General features: G+C 44.1%; 21 protein-coding genes and 1 riboswitch. Of the genes, 6 read left to right on the top strand and 15 right to left on the bottom strand.

All coding sequences use genetic code 11. From position 1 onward, the window contains the following. Positions 1 to 183 precede the first annotated feature (183 nt). Together AC0VX7_RS05355 and AC0VX7_RS05350 are read left to right on the top strand one after the other, a co-directional pair. Entirely contained in the window at positions 184 to 552 is a 369-nt protein-coding gene (locus AC0VX7_RS05355; RefSeq protein ID WP_475427006.1) for a DUF948 domain-containing protein, read from the top strand. Between the two features lie 216 nt (positions 553 to 768). Beyond that, positions 769 to 3147 (top strand): M14 family zinc carboxypeptidase, encoded by a 2379-nt coding sequence (locus AC0VX7_RS05350; protein ID WP_475427005.1) that lies wholly within the window; start codon positions 769 to 771, stop codon positions 3145 to 3147. A 220-nt stretch (positions 3148 to 3367) separates the two neighbouring features. Here the strand turns inward: AC0VX7_RS05350 and AC0VX7_RS05345 are convergent, their stop codons facing one another. From AC0VX7_RS05345 to AC0VX7_RS05315, 7 genes are all read right to left on the bottom strand, one after another. Then, a complete protein-coding gene (locus AC0VX7_RS05345) occupies positions 3368 to 3802 on the bottom strand; it encodes a hypothetical protein (protein WP_475427004.1) in 435 nt (144 codons plus the stop codon). Positions 3803 to 3889: 87 nt separating this feature from the next. After that, entirely contained in the window at positions 3890 to 5080 is a 1191-nt protein-coding gene (locus tag AC0VX7_RS05340) for a M14 family zinc carboxypeptidase (protein ID WP_475427003.1), read from the bottom strand. An 86-nt stretch (positions 5081 to 5166) separates the two neighbouring features. Beyond that, on the bottom strand, positions 5167 to 5736 hold the full coding sequence (locus AC0VX7_RS05335) for a TetR/AcrR family transcriptional regulator (protein ID WP_475427002.1): 570 nt from the start codon (positions 5734 to 5736) through the stop codon (positions 5167 to 5169). 14 nt (positions 5737 to 5750) lie between these two features. Next, positions 5751 to 6458 (bottom strand): MBL fold metallo-hydrolase, encoded by a 708-nt coding sequence (locus tag AC0VX7_RS05330; protein WP_475427001.1) that lies wholly within the window; start codon positions 6456 to 6458, stop codon positions 5751 to 5753. A 218-nt stretch (positions 6459 to 6676) separates the two neighbouring features. Beyond that, on the bottom strand, positions 6677 to 7399 hold the full coding sequence (locus AC0VX7_RS05325) for an amino acid ABC transporter ATP-binding protein (RefSeq protein ID WP_475427000.1): 723 nt from the start codon (positions 7397 to 7399) through the stop codon (positions 6677 to 6679). Then, a complete protein-coding gene (locus AC0VX7_RS05320; protein ID WP_475426999.1) occupies positions 7396 to 8052 on the bottom strand; it encodes an amino acid ABC transporter permease in 657 nt (218 codons plus the stop codon). The genes AC0VX7_RS05325 and AC0VX7_RS05320 overlap by 4 nt, the downstream gene beginning before the upstream one ends. A gap of 272 nt (positions 8053 to 8324) precedes the next feature. Next, positions 8325 to 9146 (bottom strand): basic amino acid ABC transporter substrate-binding protein, encoded by an 822-nt coding sequence (locus tag AC0VX7_RS05315; protein ID WP_475426998.1) that lies wholly within the window; start codon positions 9144 to 9146, stop codon positions 8325 to 8327. 171 nt (positions 9147 to 9317) lie between these two features. On the opposite strand from AC0VX7_RS05315, the gene AC0VX7_RS05310 reads away from it, so the two are divergent. From AC0VX7_RS05310 to AC0VX7_RS05300, 3 genes are all read left to right on the top strand, one after another. Next, positions 9318 to 9692 (top strand): VOC family protein, encoded by a 375-nt coding sequence (locus AC0VX7_RS05310; protein ID WP_475426997.1) that lies wholly within the window; start codon positions 9318 to 9320, stop codon positions 9690 to 9692. 102 nt (positions 9693 to 9794) lie between these two features. Continuing rightward, positions 9795 to 11009, top strand: a complete 1215-nt coding sequence (locus tag AC0VX7_RS05305) for an MFS transporter (RefSeq protein WP_215035948.1) — start codon at positions 9795 to 9797, stop codon at positions 11007 to 11009. Between the two features lie 274 nt (positions 11010 to 11283). Further along, on the top strand, positions 11284 to 12063 hold the full coding sequence (locus tag AC0VX7_RS05300; protein WP_475426996.1) for a formate/nitrite transporter family protein: 780 nt from the start codon (positions 11284 to 11286) through the stop codon (positions 12061 to 12063). A 16-nt stretch (positions 12064 to 12079) separates the two neighbouring features. On the opposite strand, the gene AC0VX7_RS05295 is transcribed toward AC0VX7_RS05300, so the two are convergent. The 5 genes from AC0VX7_RS05295 to AC0VX7_RS05275 all read right to left on the bottom strand — a co-directional run bounded on the left by AC0VX7_RS05295 (position 12080) and on the right by AC0VX7_RS05275 (position 19606). Continuing rightward, on the bottom strand, positions 12080 to 12502 hold the full coding sequence (locus tag AC0VX7_RS05295; protein WP_475426995.1) for a hypothetical protein: 423 nt from the start codon (positions 12500 to 12502) through the stop codon (positions 12080 to 12082). Between the two features lie 134 nt (positions 12503 to 12636). After that, positions 12637 to 13641, bottom strand: coding sequence for an ABC transporter permease (locus AC0VX7_RS05290; RefSeq protein ID WP_475426994.1), 1005 nt, complete (start codon positions 13639 to 13641; stop codon positions 12637 to 12639). Position 13642: 1 nt separating this feature from the next. Continuing rightward, on the bottom strand, positions 13643 to 15139 hold the full coding sequence (locus AC0VX7_RS05285) for a sugar ABC transporter ATP-binding protein (RefSeq protein ID WP_475426993.1): 1497 nt from the start codon (positions 15137 to 15139) through the stop codon (positions 13643 to 13645). Between the two features lie 266 nt (positions 15140 to 15405). Beyond that, positions 15406 to 16503, bottom strand: coding sequence for a sugar ABC transporter substrate-binding protein (locus AC0VX7_RS05280; protein WP_475426992.1), 1098 nt, complete (start codon positions 16501 to 16503; stop codon positions 15406 to 15408). 99 nt (positions 16504 to 16602) lie between these two features. After that, a riboswitch (SAM riboswitch) is annotated at positions 16603 to 16710 on the bottom strand. A 151-nt stretch (positions 16711 to 16861) separates the two neighbouring features. Next, positions 16862 to 19606 (bottom strand): dynamin family protein, encoded by a 2745-nt coding sequence (locus AC0VX7_RS05275; protein ID WP_475426991.1) that lies wholly within the window; start codon positions 19604 to 19606, stop codon positions 16862 to 16864. 375 nt (positions 19607 to 19981) lie between these two features. Between AC0VX7_RS05275 and AC0VX7_RS05270 the strand changes: the two genes are divergently transcribed. After that, positions 19982 to 20491: a hypothetical protein gene (locus AC0VX7_RS05270; protein ID WP_475426990.1), complete on the top strand. Its 510-nt coding sequence runs from the start codon at positions 19982 to 19984 to the stop codon at positions 20489 to 20491. A 52-nt stretch (positions 20492 to 20543) separates the two neighbouring features. On the opposite strand, the gene AC0VX7_RS05265 is transcribed toward AC0VX7_RS05270, so the two are convergent. From AC0VX7_RS05265 to AC0VX7_RS05255, 3 genes are all read right to left on the bottom strand, one after another. After that, complete coding sequence (locus AC0VX7_RS05265) at positions 20544 to 20762, bottom strand: hypothetical protein (RefSeq protein WP_475426989.1); 219 nt, start codon at positions 20760 to 20762, stop codon at positions 20544 to 20546. Positions 20763 to 20873: 111 nt separating this feature from the next. Next, a complete protein-coding gene (locus AC0VX7_RS05260; protein WP_102261554.1) occupies positions 20874 to 21071 on the bottom strand; it encodes a hypothetical protein in 198 nt (65 codons plus the stop codon). Continuing rightward, positions 21064 to 21591, bottom strand: a complete 528-nt coding sequence (locus AC0VX7_RS05255) for a QcrA and Rieske domain-containing protein (protein ID WP_215035939.1) — start codon at positions 21589 to 21591, stop codon at positions 21064 to 21066. Before AC0VX7_RS05255 ends, AC0VX7_RS05260 begins: the two co-directional genes overlap by 8 nt. Between the last annotated feature and the right edge of the window lie 9 nt (positions 21592 to 21600).

The raw sequence follows: 21600 nt of genomic DNA, 5'->3' as shown, positions 1-21600 counted from the left end.
AATTGTATTGTGATTTAAATCTCCTGTTTGTGAAGTTCGTCACATTTTATATAGAGTTTGTGTACTATTTCACAAATACTTCAAAATTAGCAATTTCCACCTTTCTTTGGAATAGCAGTTATGTTAAAGCTTTAATTGGGTATTGTACTTGTAATGGAATTAATGTAAAAGGAGGCTGGATTCATGATCATTGTCTATATAAGTATCGCTGTTATCGTGGCAGCCCTGGGTTATCTTGGGTATGTTGTTTTTAAAACATATAAAGATGCCAAGCCAACGATTGATAGTCTTCAAGAGACTGCAACACGTGTACAGAACAAAACGAATGCCATCAAAGAAGAGACCGATTCACTAAAGTTTAAACAGCAGAAACTGATGACTGATTTTGAAAAGAAAAAGAAAGCTGTCAATACCGTTGTTTTTTCAGTAAAGCAGATACCTGTTGAATTCAAGAACGCACTTGTAGCAAAACCTGTCGCTGACCTTGAACAGAAATATAAAGCAAGAAAGTGGAACCGCAAGCGTCGCAACCGAACAATGCAGCCGCAATAAAACAGGGCCTCCAGCCCTGTTTTTTATTTTGCCTCTGCCTGGTGACTATCTTCCTATATCCTCATTCTGATTTATTTCCCAACAACTCTAAACTCCAGCATAATCAAGACTTATGCTACCAGGACTAATATTTAGGAATATTGTCCGATTGCCGAAATAATTTTTAATACTTATTATGAATAAATATACAAACCCTAAACTTGGAGGAATACATAAATGAAACATAAAAAAATTATCTCTGGTGTAGTAGCTGCAAGTTTGCTGGCATCCTCACCATGGACTCCGGCGCTCGCTGAGTCTTTAAAATGGAATTATGTAAATGCATACGAAGAAAAAGACGGCAGCTTGTTCAACAGCGAAAACTATGATTTTATGAAGTTCTCGGAAATCGGCGACAAGCTCGAACAAATCGAAAAGCAATCCAATCGTGTGAAGGTCGAAGTAAAAGGCCAATCATCAACAGGCCAACCCCTTTATGTCGTTACGATTGCTGCACCTGACACTCAGGGCAAGTTCGGGAAGATTCAAGCTTTAAGAAAACAAATGTTCAAAAACCCTGGCAAAGCACAGGACTGGATTGAAAACAACCCTGACTTCAAGGTGCCAATCATGATCAATGGCTCTATTCACGGCACCGAGTTTATCGGCAGTGATGCAGTCATGCAGCTGATCGAGCGCTTTGCACTTGAAAATGACGAAACCACGATGGAAATTCTGGAAAGTAATATCCTGGTCTTCAATGTTGTCCAGAATCCTGATGGCCGTATCGATGCTACACGCTTCAACGGAGAAGGAATCGATTTGAATCGTGACTTCATCACCCAGTCACAGCCAGAAACTCAGGAAACTGTCGCACTGATCAAAGAATGGAATCCGATGGTCTTCCTTGATACACATGGCTATGTAAAAAATTATGCTCCGAACAAGCAGGGTCTCATTGAACCTTGTACAGTTCCACATAATCCAAATTATGAATACGATTTATATGAAAAATGGGCTATGGACCAGGCCGAAGCGATGGAAACCGAAATCATGTCCAACCAGGGAAATTACACAGGAAACCTGTATAAGAGTATGGAAGGTACTTATATTCCTCAACGTGATGACGCGGAAGGCTGGGATGATTATCCGCCAATCTTCACCCCAATGTATGCAATGTACCACGGAGCATATGGGCACACGCTTGAAGCGCCTACGAATGATCTAGACGGCGTTCGCTGGATGTATGATGCCATCATGGGCGCATTGAAAAATGCTACAGATAACAAGCAGGACATGATCAATGACCAAATTGAGATGTTCAAGCGTGGCATCAATTTTGATCATCCATTCCATGAAGAAGGCTTCTTCCCGACTGCCTATGTGCTTCCTGTTGATCCTGAAGATCCAACTGTGACACAGAAGGCAGTCAGCCATCTTCAGAAAAATGATATTGAAGTCATCCAGGCTTCTAAGGCCTTCACAGCTGAAGGCAAGTCTTATCCTAAAGGAACGTATATCGTGAAAATGGACCAGGCAAAAGCCGGACTTGTAAATACGATGCTGTGGGATGGCGAAGACATTACAGAAGATGTTGATGCGATGTATGATATTTCAGCATGGAGCCTGCCAGAGCTCTGGGGCTTCGAGGCAATTGCGGTTCAAAGCGAATTTGATGTGACAGCGACAAAAGTGAACCAGGTTCAGGGGCAGGGTTCTGTCAGCGGCAAAGGACCATTCTTGATTCCAAACAGTTCCGTGAAAGCTGTAAATCTAGTGAATACACTTCTTCAACAAGGCGTTACTGTAAAACGCGATTCTGAAGGCAATTTTTACACAGAAGCCGCTGCGAACGTGATTTCAGCAGCAGTAAAGCAATCCGGACTGCATATTGAATCAACTAAGGTTCCGGCAGATGCGGTTGAGGTCGGGGACTTGAAGGTCGCAATCTTGAAGGATGGCGGCATGAATAAGGCTCAGTCGCACTCTGGTACAAAACTCGCACTTAAACGACTTGGCTTCGCCGTTACTGAAGTAGCTCCTGCAGACGTTGCAGAACAAGGCCTTTCCAGTTTTGACGTATTCGTTTACAGCGGCACTGAAGGCTTGATTGCCAAAAATCAGTCACGCGTGGGCAATAAAGAGTTCGGGTTCCAAAATCCAGCTCAGTTTGATAGTTTCAAAGCGAAGGTAGAAGAATTTTTAAATAATGGCGGCAAGTATATCGCAGTCGGTGCTGGCGCATCCCTCGCAACAAAGACATTGGGACTAACAGATGACGATATTGTCGTTGCAGGCTACAGCAGCAACGGCATTGCAAAGGTTGATTACAGCGGCGAAGGTGTGACGGGAGGATATGGCGAGGACGATCTCGGTTTTGTTTATCGCCCTGTCTGGTATGAAAATACCGATAACGATGAGGTATCCGCAACATTTGACGATAACTCCGAATTCTTCGTAGCCGGTCACTGGAAAAACAATGGTGAAGCACAGGGCAAGGCAGTCATCGTGAAAGAACAGGATAAGGACGTTACAATGATCGGCCTCGAAGCTGGTTTCCGCGATCATACCGATTATCTGTTCCGACTTCTTTCCAACAGCATTTTTGAAAAATAAACATGATAAAAGCATCGGGCCCTTGTCCGATGCTTTTGTTAGTTAGGCTCTTTTCGTAAACTTTGTTGCTTTCTCAACCAAAAGTAAAAATCGGCTGCTGGACTTTTACGAGTTTAATGTCTGCTTCAGTAAGGAGCAGACATTAAAGAGCCCCGAAGCCTTGCTGATACACGGCAAAGGAGCTTTATACGAAAAGCAGCAATCAATGCTTAAACAGCTTTTAGTTATGAGAATAGTATTTTTCCAGCAGCAAATAATCCTTCGTTTTTTGAACCTCAATATTATTAGCTAAAGCGAATTCTTCAAGCTCCAGGATTAGCTGTTCACTGTAAAAGTGTGCGACACCGAAATTGAATCCTCTTCTTACCTTCACCACAGCATTTTTCGTCGCCCAGCCAATCCGGCCGAACTTGATTTTTTTGATTTTCTCCGGTGTCAGCAGCTTGCGGTAAATCGTAAATTTAAAGAGTTTAATTTTATAGTCAAGCTGGTCTGAGGTAACCGTTAATTGGACTTGATGTAAAATAATCACCAGCACAACTAAAGTGAATGGAATATATATGAACCAGAACCAGTTAAAATTAGGCAGGATGAACGCACTTATGAAAAGGATTGGATACAAAATATTCTTGGACATTTCTCCTGAATAAGTCAACTAACTCCCCCCTTACACGACTAATTTTACCAGATAAATCCAAAACTATATATAGAAAAAGACCACCTTTTCAGGTGATCTGCATTTTCATAGATAAAGTCCTGCAAGGAAGATCCCCAGGGCTTCTTCATAGATTTCTTCGAATTGGGACAGTGGCAGCGGGTTTATTCCGAAGCCAAGCTCGACGGTAAATCCAGGCCGGCGCCAGTCCTGGATGAACCAATCTTTGTAGCCGGCATAGCTCTCAATCGTTTTTACTGGCTCATAACCGCTCACCCGGGCAAATTCATTGACCATTGCCTCCGATTCAGGCGGCTCAAGATTTTCAAAGCCCCAATATATGACTTCACCCTGGGTATGGAAAGCCAGAACCCGGGCAAAATCGCGTCTTCTCGTCATTTCTGCCATCGCAACCGCTTCTGGCTCGGATAATGGGTTGGGCCCTACATAATCCCTCGGGCCAGGCTGACTTGGATTCCGTTCTTTTTCAAGCTCCCATTTTGCCGGGAATTGGTCGTTCAGGTCCACGCCTCTTATATTCGCCTTCCAACCGCTGAAATCAAGGCTTCCTCTATTCAATTCTACTACTCTTTCATTCCATGGCTCTGCTTCAGGCGGCCCATTAAGCACAAGATCAACACCATCAGGATTGACCATCGGCACAATTGATAATGTCGTCTGTCCATAGAAGTTCTGCATGGACAGGCCTCGTATAGAGGATTTGTTCGTCAATGCCAGCAGATAGTCATTCAGGAACGTCATGATGATCGGAGTGGTAATCCATTCATTTGCATGGAAAGACCCATTGTAATGAACCCGCTTATTGCCATTCCCAATCAATGTTTCTGGTATGCTTTTACCTAAAACAGAGTTGCCAATCGAGGGCACCCTTATGAACGGATAGACATTTTCCAACCGTCTCAAATCACTCATCAGTGAGGCATAATCATAATTCTTTTTACCTTGGACAATCCGCCAGGTGATTCTCAGCGGGACCTTGATCATCTGTCCGATGTACAAACCGTTTGGGTTAATATTGAGGTTTGCCAGCAGCAGTGCATCCACCTGCAGATTCCGGCTTTGGGCAATTTTCCAAAGCGTATCCCCTGCACGGATTCGATAATCCACCGCTGCAAAACCAGGAATCCTCACTGTCTGCCCCACATCCATAGCATTTGGGTCGATATCACGGTTGGAATCTATGATCAACTGGAGAGGGATGTTGAACAAATTGCTGAAATACCAAAAGGAATCTCCTCTTCTCACATATATATCCATAGTGCGCCTCCTGTTCTTTCAAAGTTGCATCTATACATATGTATATGAGTACCTTTGGAATCTATTTCAGAAGATGAAAATTCGCTTTATTTTTTCAAGCCCGTGATAAAGGCTGCGACTGCGAGCTGATAACTTTCATCCAGATCAAGCGGCATGCCGAAACCACCTTTTGGCTCCAGCGATGCAAACCCATGCATCAGGCTTCTTAACCCGCGTACAGCATGGATTGCTTCCTCTTCCTTTAATCCAAAAGGTTGAATGGCTGAAATGACGAAGCCCACGATTTTTTTACCAGCGTCATTGACTGTCTCATCTGCAGGGTCAGGGGCTGATAACGCGAACTCGTACAGTCCCGGGTTTCTTCTTGCAAAAGTTAAATACGCCTGGCTTAAGGCCATGATGGCTTCATCCCCTTGTGACTTTCCTTCCACTTCCTTCGCCAAACTACTGTACAGTTTTTCAAGTGAATAAATAGCCAGCTCTCTTTTGATTCCCGGCAGGCCGTCAAAGTGATTGTATAATGATGGCGGTTTAATGCTAAGTTTTTTTGCCAGCATAGCAAGCGTTACATGGTCACTTCCATGCTCATTCGCAAGCTCCGCAGCTGCAATCATGATCGTATTCTTATCAAGCGCAATTTTCGGTCTTGGTGACATGTTTTCATACTCCTTTATTTTGTAAAAGCTGCCTCAGCTTTTTGGATTGCTTTTTCAATAAGTGTGCCAGGGTTTCGAAGTAATTCACCGTGACCAACAGCCAGCAGGCTTGGTTTTAACTCAAGGATTTTCCGGGCACTTTGCAAGGCTGTTTCTTTGTTCCATGTCGCCATCGCCGGAAAAGGAAACCATGGGATTGTCACCCCAGGTACGGCTGTGCCGCCCCTGGTCTGGAAGGCATCACCCGCAATCAGCGTATTGGTTCTCTGGTCAAGGAATGACATTGATCCTGGTGTGTGCCCCGAAGTTGAAATTGCCAGCAAAGAACCGATATGATCCCCTTCCTTTATAAGGATATCCGGTCTTGTTTTGATGTTCTTTGGTACGCCGCCACGAATAGGTGTCTTGGGTTCAGTTGAGTCAAGAGAGGTATCACCAGCTAAAAGGCGGGAATCACGGGCAGAAATATAAACCGGAACACCCAGTTTGTCTTTCAGTTCATCAAGCGCACCAATATGGTCGCTGTGAGCATGTGTCAAAATAATCCTCTTGATTTGTTTTCCGATTTTTTTAGCTGCCTGCAAAATTGGCTTCGCACTGTTCGGAAGTGCCGCATCAATTAAAGTCAGCCCATCCTCCTCCTCGATAAAATAACAATTCACAGGAAAAAACCTTGGCATGAACGTCAGCTGATATAAAAACCCCTCTTTGATTACTCTCATTTTAGTGAACCTCCATATAAAACTAATATCGTTAGTTTTATATTAACCTAATACCATTAGTTTTAGCAATAGTTAAGTTGGAAATTTTTATAAAAATGGGCTTTCGGACAATATATTTCCGGTTTCCCTCAATATATTCCCGATTTCACCGAATAGGCATTATCATAGAAAAAGGGAAACCGCTCAATTAAGCAGTTACCCCATAAGTCTATATAACCTTACAATACCTTGCTCAAAAAAGCTTTCGTACGCTCATGCTGTGGGTTTTCGAATATTTCATCTGGCTTATTTTCTTCCACGATCAATCCCCCATCCATGAAAATGACACGGTCACCGACTTCGCGGGCAAAGCCCATTTCGTGGGTGACGACGACCATCGTCATTCCTTCGCGTGCAAGTTGTTTGATTACCTCTAATACTTCTCCGACCATTTCCGGATCGAGGGCTGAGGTTGGTTCATCGAACAGCATAATTTTTGGCTCCATCGCAAGGGCACGGGCGATCGCCACCCGCTGCTTTTGCCCGCCGGAAAGTGAATCCGGGTAGGCTTCTGCTTTGTCCTCGAGCCCTACCTTTTTCAGCAATTCTACTCCTTTCTCCCTTGCCTGCAGTTCTGAAACACCTCGTACCTTCAATGGTGCCAGCATGATATTTTCAAGCACTGTCTTATGAGGGAAAAGGTTGAAGTGTTGGAATACCATCCCGACCTCTTCGCGCACCTTGTTGATATCCGAACCTTTATCAGTAATGTCAATATCTTCAATTAGCACATGTCCGTCTGTAATTGTTTCGAGCAGGTTTATGCAGCGGAGGAAGGTGGATTTCCCGGATCCTGATGGGCCGATCACCACCACAACCTCCTGTGGCTGGACCTCCACATTTATTCCATTCAGAACCTTGTGGCTGCCAAATGATTTTTGCAGATTAGCGACTTTGATCATTCTGTTTTCAGCCTTCTTTCAAGGAGATTTAATAAAAAGCTAAGCGAAAGTGTCAGGATGAGATAAATGACTGCTGCGGTGAGATAGGGCTCCCATACGCGATAATACTGACCTGCCATCGCCCGGCCCCAGTACATGATTTCTGGAGTTGCGACAATCGCCGCTAGTGATGATTCCTTAATAAGCACGATGAACTCATTACCCAAAGGCGGGATCATCCGCTTGAATGCCTGAGGTAAAATGACATACCTCATAGCCTGGACATGAGTCATCCCTAGTGAGCGGGCTGCTTCCATCTGCCCGCGGTCGATCGATTGGATTCCAGCCCTGAAAATCTCGGCGATATATGCTGCCGCATTTAGGGACAGGGCGAGGATTGTCGCGACAATCCCGTTTGTTTCCCCGATGAGCATAGGGACGACGCCAAAATGAATCAGCAATATTTGCACAAATAACGGGGTTCCCCGGAAGAAAGTAATATACCAGACAAATGGCCAGGACAGCAATTTCCGGCGCTGGATCTTGCCAAGGCCGATGAACAGGCCGAGGATTGTCCCGATTAAGATCCCGGCCAATGATAGCCCGATCGTCAGCAGCGTGCCTTTTATTAGATAAGGTGTATATTCAACAATAATATCAAAACGAAAATCCATAGCTTGCCCTCCAAAGCCCCCAGGCCTGGGACTAGATTTTGATGAAGTTTACTAAGAAAAGCGCAAGCGCCTTGGTCAGCCCCGACAAGCGTTGGAGGGCCTGACAGTGAAGTCGCTCTTTGACTTCATTGGCAGGACCGAAACGTCTCGAGGGGCTGGGCGCTGGAGCTAGGCACTAATCTAAGTGAAAAAAATTTATACTTATCCAGTAAAAATGCGTAACGCTGTTTTTAAGAGTTACGCATCTTCGATGATTAATTGTTTACATGAAATTACTCTGATGCTTCTTGTTCCGCCTTCAGCATTTCCATGTTTGGCTCCTGGCCGAACCATTCCTGATAGATTTTTTCATACGTTCCATTCTCGACGATTTTCTTGATTGCTTTATCGAAGTCTGCCTTCAGATCTGTGCCTTTCGGGAACAGGATTCCATAGTATTCCGCCTCGAAGCTGCCGCTGTCTTCAATGACCTTCAGTTTTTCTGTCGGGTTATTTTTTGCATATACTTCGACAACACCGTTATCCGCAACAACTGCATCTGCTCCGCCCGAGAGCATTTCCATGATTGCCAGGTTGTTATTATCAAATTTTTTGATATCCTCGTTATTCTTGCCGAGGAGCTTATCCATCGCTGCTTGCCCGGTTGTGCCATTTTGGACTGCCACTACCTTGCCTTTTAGATCAGCAGCGCTTTTAATATCACTGTCTTCACGGACAAGGATTTTATTGGTGGATAAGAAATATGGCAAAGAAAAATCATAGGTCTGTTTGCGCTCATCATTGATTGAGATCGATGATACAGCCAGATCAGCTCGCTTGCTCTTGATCTCAACAAAAATCGGATCCCAGCCGACATTCTCGATCTTCAGCTCATACCCGGCTTCCTTCGCGGCAGCTTTTAGAAAGTCAATATCGAAACCAACAATCTTGTCCCCTTCCATGTACTCAAATGGCGCATACGCTGCGTCCGTGACCACCCTTAGCTCCTTCTTTTCATCATCGGATCCTGTTCCTCCTGAATTGCTTGTACCGCATGCAGACACTATAAGCGCCATGATTGCCATCATCGCGATACCAAGAAATCTTTTTTTCATTCCGATTGCCCCCTCTTTTAAAAACGTGCAAACTTTAATAATTTATATGTATTCAGACGGGCTTGTATTACTTTTTACAGTGATAAGAAAAACTTATATTTAGAGATTCATTCCTTGTTATTTCCTTATGTTTCCTTTTAGATTAAGATTTTACTAGGGAGGGGACTGCATATGGCATTTAAATTTAAAGCAATTGATCATGTTCAGCTGGCAGCACCTAAGGGATCAGAAGAGCAGGCCAGGAGATTTTTCGGAGAAGTATTGGGTTTTGAAGAAATCGAAAAGCCGGCAGAGTTGAAAAAGCGAGACGGAGCATGGTTCCAGTATGGAAATTCTCAAATTCATATCGGGATTGAGGAACCATTTGTACCTGCACGCAAAGCGCATCCAGCGTTTGAAATTGAGAATATTGAGGAATTGAAACAGCATTTATCGGTTTCAGGGATTGATTTTATTGTAGATGACAAACTTCCAGGTGCGAATAGGATTTATGTCCATGATCCATTTGGGAATAGAATTGAATTGCTCGAATGGGTAAAAAGCTAAAGTAGTGGTCTCTGCTTGCTCGATTGGTTTTCAATCGAGCAAAAATTTGGTATAATATTTAGAAAAGCGAAATATTCGTTCCGAGAAAGAAGTGTTGATGGAATGACCCAGCAGCAAAAGGCGAAACGCAACTTGATGATCATGTGGTTCGCAAATTTCTTCATTGCCGGCAGCATGACAATGGTAATGCCTTTTCTCTCATTGTACATCGAAACTTTTGGAGATTTTTCAGAAAGGTATGTCCAAAACTGGTCAGGCCTGACGTTCAGTATTACGTTCGTAACTGCCTTTCTATTTTCACCTGTAATTGGAAGAATGGGCGACCGGTTCGGACGCAAGAGAATCCTGATTTTTATGGGAATCGGGATGGGCTTAGCCGTCTTTCTATTAGGATTTGCAACTTCCGTGTGGGAGTTATTTTTACTGAGAATGTTCATGGGATTATTCTCTGGCTTCATTCCTGTATCACAGGCACTTATTTCAACGCAAACTTCGAAGGAAGAAGCAGGCAAAGTATTAGGAACACTGCAAACAGGCAGTATTACAGGCTCATTGCTCGGCCCGATGCTCGGCGGGGTTCTTGCTGATACCTTAGGATATGCGACAACCTTCCAATCAACCTCGGCATTCATCGTCCTTTCTGGTCTGCTCGTATTCTTTGTCATGGAGTACAGAGTCGATATCAAGAAAGGAACAAAAACAAATTACAGCCGCAAAGAGGTTCTTCAGCATATTTTTAAAAATCCAATCATGGTCAATGTCCTGCTCATGTCGATGCTTGTGCAGATTGCTCATTTCAGTATCCAGCCAATCCTTTCATTATATGTGGGAGAGCTGCATGGTCCGGAAAACCTGGCATTCTTTTCTGGAATCGCCTTTTCGGCAGCGGGGCTTGGCAATTTGTTAATGGCCCGGAAATGGGGCCAAATTGCCGACCGGGTTGGCTATATTAAAATACTTGTCGTACTCCTGTTTTTATCAGCTATCATCTATCTGCCTGGCGGTTTTGTCGGTAACATCTGGCAGCTCGTCTTAATCAGGTTCCTCCTAGGAATCACCATTGGCGGCATCATCCCTGTCAGGGTGGCTTATATCAGGCAGGAAGCACCTGTTGCCATGCAGGGAGAAGTACTCGGCTACAACACGAGTCTCCGTTTCTTCGGAAACATTGTCGGTCCAGTGCTCGGCGGTTTCCTTGCGGGATACTTTGGTTTCACCTCGGTATTCGTACTGACAAGCGGACTCCTGCTGGTGAGCGGATTTGTCCTGTTTGCCTCGATGCAGCGCAATCCCCAGTTCGTTAGAGATACTTTTTAAAAATAAAACGGAAAAAGACTGGATCCTAGTGATTCAGTCTTCTTTACTTATTAAGAGTCAAATCCAAGTAAAAGCAACTCAGAAGTTTATATCAAAAATTTCCGATCGTCACATGTTCCATTAAACGACTCCTGCCACTGCCAGTTTTTATTCAGATGGAAGAATTATTCACATTACTGTTTTTCAACCGCTGCCTGAGGGAACCATTTACATATGAATGAAATTTAGAGGAAGAATAGGTTCATATTACATATGGAAAATCGGGTGATTTTATTTGGAAGTTCAAGCCTTGCAGGAGGTCGAAAAACTGGCCTTAAAAAAACACAAAATTTTTAAACAAAGCAAAACACGCTATCTGGCCAGGGCTGCCCTGGCTTCTATGTTCATCGGCTTTGGTGTGATTGTTGCGTTCAAGACGGGAAATCCATTTTATGTGGAACACTCGCCCTTTGCCTATCCTATAGCTGCCATTACCTTCGGTGCCGCAATTATCCTGATTGCCTATGGCGGAGGAGACCTGTTCACAGGAAACACCTTTTACTATACGTTTGCAGCACTAAGGAAAAAAATGGCCTGGCTGCAGGTGGCCAGTATGTGGATTTACAGCTATATCGGCAATATCATTGGCGCAGCTGCGTTTGCATTTTTGATTTACACAACAGGATTGTTTGATGATCATTCCGTGAACGGATTCTTGCTAAGTGTTGCTGAAAAAAAGACTCTTGCACCAACTTCAGAGCTTTTTTTCAGGGGAATTCTCTGTAACTGGCTCGTCTGCCTGGCGTTCTTCCTGCCGATGTCGATGAAGGGCGACGGAGCCAAGATGTTTGCAATGGTGTTTTTCGTCTATTGCTTCTTCATTTCGGGCTATGAACACAGCATCGCCAATATGTGCACCTTTGCGATCAGCATGGTCCTGGACGATCCTCAATCTGTTACTTTTCCAGGCGTGATCCACAATCTGATACCCGTGACGATCGGCAACCTGATTGGCGGTGGAATCATGATGGGCTGGATGTATTACTATGCGAACAAACCATTTTTTGAGGAATGATAAAGGGCTCAGATTTTTAGTCTGAGCCTTCCCTTTTGTATTTAATCGCTATTTGAACTGCCAGCATGGCGGACACTATAAATATGATGGTAAGTAGTACTTGATTACTCAGCAATTCTTGTGAATAAACTACCGCATTCACCGAAAACCAAAACAGGCTGCTGACTGCAGTGGCCGTGAAAAATAACCCCCATATGACCTCCTTGACTTTCCGGTATCTACGGCTCCCTTGGAGATGCTTTATGTAAAAATAGAACAAAATCCCAAGTATAACTACAATTAGTGAATAGCTGAATGGAAAAGATGCAGCTTCTTCATTCTTGTCAACCAGAACGATGTTCCCCAGAAATATTAGTTGAAGGGTTAGATTATAAAAAAGGGCAATTAAAAACAATAGCCATTCACCTAAATAAATAAAGGTCTTGCCGTAAATTCTCATCCCTCCTCCAAAACCATTTACCTTTATACTTCTTCCCAGATTCTAATTTTCCTTCACAATAAAACAGGATATAGAAATATTCTATATCCTGGTGACCGTTTCATTTCCAAACCGACATCGTATGTAACTGCTCTCTAGTGTTTTTGCTTGTAATAAGTAATCCCCAGCGCAAATGCCAGCACAGTTCCCTTCACAATATCCATCGCGTAATATGGTACCGACATCATCACGAGGCCATTTTGCAAAATGCCGATCAGCACTGCCCCGACAAAGGTACCGAATGCGTTCGGCTTGCCTGCTCCAAGAACGGAAAAGCCAATGAAAGCAGCTGCTACCGAATCCATTAAATAAGGTGAACCGGCATTTATTTCCGCAGTCATGACACGGGAAGCCAAAACGATTCCGCCAATTGCTGCGAATAAAGCGGAAAGCAGATACGCTGCTGTTTTATAGCGATTGACCGGGATACCTGAAAGCCTTGCCGCTTCTTTATTGCCGCCAATCACATACATATAGCGGCCGTGCTTTGTGTATGTCAGGAATATATGGACAACTATGACAGCGATCGCCATAATCAGGATAATCCATGGAACCTGCCCTATTTTAGCAAAAAACGGGCTGATTGTTCCTGTTGAAAAGCTTCCATCAGGGAGAATCATATTCTCCGAAACCGTTGCGCCCTTCGTATAAGTCAGCGCCGTTCCCTGGATGATGAACATCATCGCCAGTGTCATCAGCATGTCAGGAATCTTCAGCTTTACGATCATCAATGAGTTGAGTGCGCCGACAATCAGTGCAGCCCCGATTGCTGATAATACGGCAATCAAAGTGTTCTGCGAGAACCAGACGAACATCGAAATGACGATGGCGTTGGACAGGGATGCGACAGAGCCGACAGATAAATCAAAGCCATCAACTGTCAGCGAGATGGTGATGCCAATCGCGATGATGGTCACGATGGAAATCGAACGCAGGATATTAATGACATTATCACCGTTGATAAAAGAAGGATTCACTGCCGCGAAGATGGCGACCAGGACAAAAATTGTCAAAATCGTCCCATATTTATATAGGAACTGGAACAGTTCGAATGTCTTTTTCGGCGTTGGCTCTTGCTGCAATGGGAGTTTCGCTTCCATCCTATCTTCCTCCTGTTGAGTAAAATAAAAGTTCTTCTTCTGTTGTTGCGCCTGTTTCAAGCTCTTTGACAGGTTCACCGTCATAGAGCACGTAAACCCGATTCGTGATGCCGACGATTTCTGACAGCTCCGAGGATGCATAAATGACACCCTTCCCCTCCGCTGCGAGCTGGGCAATCAGCTCAAAAATATCACGTTTCGCACCTACATCCACGCCCTTGGTTGGCTCATCAAAGATATACACATCCGCATCGGCAATCAGCCACCTGCCAATCGCCACCTTCTGCTGGTTCCCTCCTGAGAGATTTTCAACTTTGGCATTTTCCGATGGTGTCTTGATGCCGAGGGCTTTTATGTACTCCTGGGCCGTTTTCTTTTCTGCCCGTCTGTTGATAAAGCCTAGTAATTTGGTGAACTTTTTGAGGTTGACCGCCGTAAGATTGGAGGCAACAGATTCAGCGACAAGCACACCTTCCTTGCGCCGCTCTTCAGGCACCAGGGCCAAACCGCTTTTTACAGCAGCATGAGGACTCGTAAGCTTAATGGATTTTCCTTTTAGCTTTACAGTTCCACTCGTTGTTGGTGACGCGCCAAACAGTGCTTTGCACAGCTCTGTCTTTCCTGCTCCGACCAGGCCGGCAAGACCGACAACCTCCCCTGCTTTTACATGCAGGGAAGTATTCTTCACTTTGTCTCCATCTGTTAGGCCTTCGACTTCCAGAAGAGTTTGACCGAACGTGCTGACCCTTGCCGGGAATTGGTCTTCCAGCTTGCGGCCAAGCATGTATTCAATCACCTGGTGAGTGTCGACTTCAGGAATAGCTTTTTTCACGACCAGCTCGCCATTTCGCATGATGGTAAGCTCATCGCACAATTCAAAGATTTCCGGCATTCGATGGGAGATGAAGATGATGCCCACATTCCTGTTCGCCAATCCCCGGGTGATCCGGAACAGCTCAGATGTTTCGGTATGGCTGAGAGGAGCGGTTGGTTCGTCGAGGATGAGGAACGAGCAATTGCTTGAGATCGCTCTGGCAATCAGCACAAGCTGCTTCTCTGCAAGTGTCAGCTCCCCGGCAAGCTTTTTTACAGGAATGCGAAGGTTCATCCCGGACAGAATGGCCTCAGCGTTTTTGAAAAGCTGTTTCCAATTAACCCAGTGCTTGTTTTCCATCGCCTGCACTGTTTGATTCAGCATGATATTTTCAGCCACAGTCAGCGACGGAATGATCGCTGTGTCAACCTCCTGGTAGACCGTCTGGATTCCGAGTTTCTGCGCATCGGCCGGCGTCCTTATTCCCACCTTTTCTCCATCCAGCTGGATTTCCCCTGTGTAGTGGTCATGGGCACCAGAAAGCACCTTCATCAATGTCGATTTACCAGCGCCATTTGCGCCAATCAACGCATGGATGCTGCCAGTTTCCGTGTTGAAATCCACACCATTCAGCGCACGCACTCCCGGAAAATCAATGCTGATGTTTTTCATTTGAAGTTTCATCCGGGTTCCCCCTCCCTATCAATCTGCAAAGCAGACACTCTCCTTGGTTTTGAGAGTGTCTGCTTTGTTTGGTTTGTTGAACTGGAAAAAATCGTAGGAAATTTCCAGTTCACCAATAAAGTTTGATTTTCGCCAATAAATTCCTGAAATCGCCAATAAATATGTGAACTCCGCCAATAAAAATCGATTTTCGCCAATAAATTTGTGAAAACCGCCAATATAATTCTCAACTCCTAAAACTAGGAGCACATTCTGAAGAAATAACGTTACTTTTTATAGTGATCCTTCAATTTTTCCATCCAATCTTCCAAAAATGCATCAGATTTGCCCCATCCTTCGATGATTTCAGCAAGATTAACCATGTTCACCGGATTTTTTGACTGCTGCAGCTGTTCCTGTGAAATCAGTGAGGCTTCAAGGTCATATGTTGCTGGTGCTTCTTCGCCAGCCAACTTTTTCGCCAGCAATCTCATATTTACTTCTCCGATCAGCTTTGGATCAACAGCGGCAGTGTATTTCCATGGGCTATCTTCTCCCTGGATTTCCTGCAGATCGGCATTGGATACATCAATTCCATAAATTTTGATTTCATCTCGGCCAGCTTCCTTGATGGCACGAGCTGCGCCGATCGCAAAAGCGTCCCATGTTGCGAAGATCGCGTCAATTTCTCCTTTTGGATGCTTGTTCAGCATCGCCGACACTGCGTTTTGTGTCTGGACGCTTGTATCAGCAGCGGCTACTCCGAACCTCTCAACCTCTTTGATTCCCGGATTCGCCTTCAGTGTTTCCTGGTAAACTTTATTTCTTCTGACCATTGGCGGGAAGCCATCGACCCAGAGGTAAACAATATTCGCTTCTCCATTTTGGTCCTTCACAAGCTGGTCGAGTGCCTGAGTTGCGAGAGCCTCATCATCCTGGGATGTGAGTGTGACGCCTTCTACCTGAGCCAGATCAGGATTGGAGTCAAAGGTAACGACGCTTTTGCCCTTTTCAACTAATTTCTTTACATCGTCTACTGTAGCTGCGTCATCTCCATGGGAAATGATGAAGCCATCATAGTCCTGCTGCAGCCCCTGGTTGATCGCGTCATGAAATTTGGCTGTATCTCCATTTGCTGTGAAGACGTCCACTTTGAAGCCGAGCGCTTCCCCTTCAGCCTTCGCTCCGGCTAAAAATTGCGCCGTATGGTCATCTCCGCCAATCTTGCGGATAACTTTGATTTTAACTTCCTCACCTTTGGCAAATCGCTCCGGCACTCCTTCAACTGGACCACTAGCAGTCTTCGTCTCTCCCCCGCCGCAGCCTGTAAGCAGCAAAGCAGAAGCAACTGCACTTAAAAATACCTTTTTAATTCCTTTTTTCATCTAAAATTCCCCCTTTAATTGATCTGCTTAAACCAAATAAAAAAACCTCTCCAGAAAAGAGAGGTTTCAAACGCAGTAGAATACAAAGGTCGGATTCCTCTCTTATCTTTCAAAACAAATAAATGTTTTGCAGGATTTAGCACCAATTCCATTTGGAACGGTTGCTGGGCGTCACAGGGCCAGTCCCTCTGCCACTCTTGATAAGAGAATTTCTTTATTAAGTTAATGTTGCAAATCGATAAATCTCACTTTAAACTCCTATACTCATATTGTCAATATTATTATGAAAATTTAATTATATTCTTTTTTTCGTATCAAGCAAAAAGGAAGATCCCAAATCGGAATCTTCCTTTTTCGGTTAACCTCTGCCTGCCGCGGTCATCCATTCGTACTGGCGAAGTTTTACTTCATAAAGTGTCAATGGGTCGCGATATAGTTCAGGATTAATTCTCATTTTTTCAAGTTCGTTCTTTCCATATTCGATTTCGGATTTTGCTTCTTCTACTGCTACTTCAAGAACGTTGAATGGGTTTTTGAAGAACAGATTCACATCACGTTCAATCGATTTTTCGAAAATCTCGAATTGCTGCAGGAATCTTTTCGCAATAGTTACGCCGATTTCATAATAATCCTCAGTCTCGAGATAGGTTTTGTATCTGTTATAAAGCATCGCATTGTTTTGCGGCAGCACTCCGAGCAGCTTGCCAGCGCTTTTCAAGAAGAACTGCTGCGGCGTCGAGCGATTCATGATGTTGACCTTTTCATAGTGGACACCGTTTGTCATTCGGTCTGCATCACGACGCCAGTCATCAAGCACCCTGAAATCACAGTCGAGGCTGATCCTTTCATCTCCATACATGGCATTAAAACCCTCGGCCATTTCATTCAAATAGTTTTGGCTTTGGTCGAATTCGTCCTTCGAATGTTGAATCCAGCCTCGTAAATCTTCATGGAATTTCGGCAGCACGGTTCCATCAAGATATTCCTGGATTTTCTTGTTCATTTCTTCGTCCATTTCAGCATGGATCTTTCCGAAATCACTGTCCTCCCTCACCAATTCCGAGCACCCACGCAATATTTCTGGAATCTGTTCAATGATTTCCGCACGGGTTTCATCTTTAATTTTTCGGTATGACTTCTGGATAGAACTTGACTTCTCTTCTTCAATATCTCCCAGCTGGTTAATGGCACCGTTAAGCTTGCTCACCATTTCTTCGTTCCAGCTGATTGATTCCATATGGTTATTCTCGATTTCAATCCGTTTATCAAGCAAATACGTGATCGCCCGTCTGACGAAGAATTGCAGTTTTGCAGTACGCTCCTGCTCAAAGTCGACTGTGCTTCTGTTTGTTCGTATGAAATCAGAGAAATCCCTCAGCTGCTTGCCTTTATCATAGTTAGATGAGAAAGCAAACATCTTCGAATCAGGATAATATTGGCTGATTTCAGCCCATGTCTGGTCAAAAACATCCATTGCCTCCTGCTGACTGTATATCACATCTATTTTATTCAACAAGAAGTGTATAGGCAGATCCGGGAAGTACTCTGAAATTTTCGAGAGGATTTCCCTTTCTTTTTCCGTAAAAGGATCATTCGCATTGAGCACGAAAAGCAGACTATCAGCAAATCTCAAGTAATTGTACAATGGATGCTTGTCATAGTTATTACTGTTGATCCCTGGAGTATCAATCAATGCCAATTCGTGTTCCCGCAGGAATGGGAACTCTGCCTTGAAATCAATGATTGTTTCATTCTTGTGCGTCTGACGGCGAACTCCTGACGCTTCTTTGAAGTCCTCGATATCCGTGATCTGGCGGACGTCCGTATCCGTAATTTCCTGGATTTCTGGATTCTCCTCATTCTTGAAACGGATGACAGCAGCAGTAGGTGCCATGATCAGCTCTTCCCCAACAATGGTATTGACGAATGAGGACTTCCCATTGCCAGTTATACCGGCGATCAACAGATTATGGACCTGTGATTCCTGCAGCTCCTGGACCATCCACTTAATCCTGTTGCCGACCTCAATCTCATGATTTTCCGCCCATTCAATGATCGTCTTGAATAGCTGCATGCTATCCTCATAGCCATCATGGTACTCGCGCGAATTCAGCACAAGATTTTCGGCATCGTGAATCGCGGACGAGGTGATGGTTCCTGGAAATACCTCATTCCATGCAATAATAGATGATGCCGATACAAGACTGTTAACAGGACTTGTGATTTTCAGCCAATTGGTAAGCAATTCAGGGATCAACGGTGAAATTTGCTTGATCAATCGATCGCCGTTAATCAACTCAAAATATGTGTCCTGATAGACGGCTGACAGATGGGTCCAGCCATCTTTTCTATTGCCGTCCATTCCGCTGAACAATTGGTTGAATTCCCTTAGCCATGTCATGTATGAACTTTGACCCTTATAGCTTTCCCACAGGGATACTGCCAACTGTTCAAACCGGCTTCTGTCCACCTGGAAAAGAACAGATAATGCTTCGTTAAAATAATCTGGTGCGAACTGAGCAGTATGCCCCTGTTCTACATATTGATTCAAAACGTCCAACCACTTAGGCGAACCGGTGCGAACACCTTCATTGACTGCCAGCTCGACTGCATTATCCCAGTCATGGTGCTCTTCAAAGAAAGCACGGGCAATCTCCGTTACACCAGGATAATCTGGATCAAGTGAAACTGATTTTTTGATGACAGCAACCGCTTTTTCAAGCTTTCCCTGCTCTATGTAGAGAGATAAAAGCTGAAGGCCGCTCTCGATTTTAAGAACATTGCTCTCCGTTTCAATCGACAGGTACAGCTCCTCCGCGGAAGTAAGCAGACCAAGCTCAAGGAAGGCATCACCCATGTTCTTTTTCGCCCACGGCTCGAATTCATTTGTAATGTTCTCCCACTTAAAAATCGCTGCTTCAAAATCTTTATTGTGAAAATATACCTCTCCCTGAGCAAAACGGATATACGACAAATCTGGCATATCACTCTTCTGCTCTTCAAGGTAAAGTTCCCCGAGTACACGAACAGGATGTGTCCTGTTTCCTGATTCCATATAAGTTTCAAAATACGACTTTTTGATTAATTGCTCTTCAAATGTCATGACTTTCCTCCGACTTCTCATAATGATCAATCCAAAAAAAGAGCCTTCGGACTCCTTCAGGCATTAAAATTTGTATTAGCTAACTGTTCTTTTTCCCTTTTGCGCCTTGCCCTCAAACCTTATCATTGTATTCTATCAAACTATTTTTCATTCAAGATTTCAGCCAGCTTTCAGTTTTGCTACAAGCACTGCAAAAATTGTAATCTTTTTAATAAATGAACCAGTTATTTGCCAGTTGCTGTCGAATGGTGATGCTAACTATATCTTTCGAACTATATCCTGGGTTTATGGGTAAGAAATGAAGTTTGTCACACCGCAGATAGGGCAAAATCATTATAATGAAGGTAACAAGTCGACTGAATAAAGGAGATTATTATGCTTACTTTGAAACTTATGGGCACTCCCCTCGAACATATTAAATCACAACATATCAAAAACAAATCTGTCATCAGGAACAACAAAACGCTTGCTACAATCAAGGAAAGTGGAAAAGAAGTTGAATTCCAGATCGATCCATACCTTGACCTCGATGAATTTCAATTTCTACGGGATATTATCATCGATCTCAGCTATGGGAACGAAGCCGCCATTGATGAAAGAGACTGCCAGCTAGGCTATCTGGAGAACGGTGAGAAGGCGTACTTGATCAAGAACTGGGAAGAGTGGAAGGTATTCTTGATGAAAGCCAAATTAAGGACACTAGAAGGCCAGAACGTCCAGGCCTTAAATCCAGAAGGCGAAGAACTCGGATCCGGCCTGCTTGCTGAATATGAAATCGCTGAAAATCCGTTCCGAATCACAAGCTGCACCTTGATCACCCTATTTGGGGAAAGGAAGTTCGAAGGGGAAAATATTAGGATTGTGCCGACTAATCAGTTTAGCTAACGACACGAATACAGCAAATAGAAAAGCAGCGGACCCATCCGCTGCTTCTTCATTATTCTTTATTCAATTCATCAATCAGCTGCTTGGTCCGTTTCGCATTTCCTTCCGCGAAGTTTTCAAGGCGTTCCTTCAGCTCAGGATCGTCGTGGACTCGTTCAGCTGTTATTAAGTAAGTACGCATCAAATCTTCTTCAATCTCAACGGAATTTTCAAGTACTTCCTCAATTGATTCTTTTTTGCTGTCGTGATGAAAAAAAGAATGGGAAACCATGTTCAATCCTCCCTTTCAGACTCTTTTCGTAACAATCAGGCAACCAATTCCAAGTGCTGCCGCAAATTGTCCATATCCAAAAAGAGCTCTCTTTTTATCATCGCCACCAGCTTACTTTTTATACTCTGCCTTCCTCCAAATGAAGAAGGCCGTTGTTGCCAACAGAGTCGAAATCAGCGCGACAATCACCGCACCATATACACGCTCATCTTCATGGCCATAATAACCCTCGATCGCATTGGATAGTGAGAACACGTTGATGGCCAGGAACAGGAAAATCGAGAAAAAAGCAATTCGTTTTTTATCCATGCCTTACTTCCCTCCCTACTGCAAACACCTTGCCATCCTTGATTTCAAGAAGGATTTTTGGAAGCTCGCGCTGCGGCGGTCCTGCCATAGGCTGGCCGCTGTCTACATTGAAATAACCTTTGTGGCAAGGGCACAGCAAGACATTTTCCTTATGCTCATAAAAGACTGGGCATTGAAGGTGAGTACATTTATTATTGTACGCGACAAATTTGTCCTCCGGTGTCCTCACCAAAATGGCCGGTTCATTCTTCGTCGGGTAGTTGAAGTTTCTTGATTCGCCGACTGCCAGGTCTTCGATATCGGTGATTTCTACTCGCTTCACTTCACCGTTTTCATCGCGCAGGAATGTGAAGATTCCGAATGGAGTCGTTGCAAGTCCGATGGCGACCGTGGCACCAAACGAAGCTTTTAAAAACGCCCTTCTATTCAAATGAACATCGTCTTTCCTGTTCAGATTATCGATCAGCTTGATCATATCTTTATCATCTTCATGATGTGTCTGTTTTTTATCATCACTCATAGCCAAATC

Source organism: Mesobacillus sp. QJM3NY_10 (assembly GCF_056173465.1).
The sequence above is the reverse complement of the archived record's forward strand: the minus strand, read 5'-3'. Positions and strand labels throughout refer to the sequence as shown.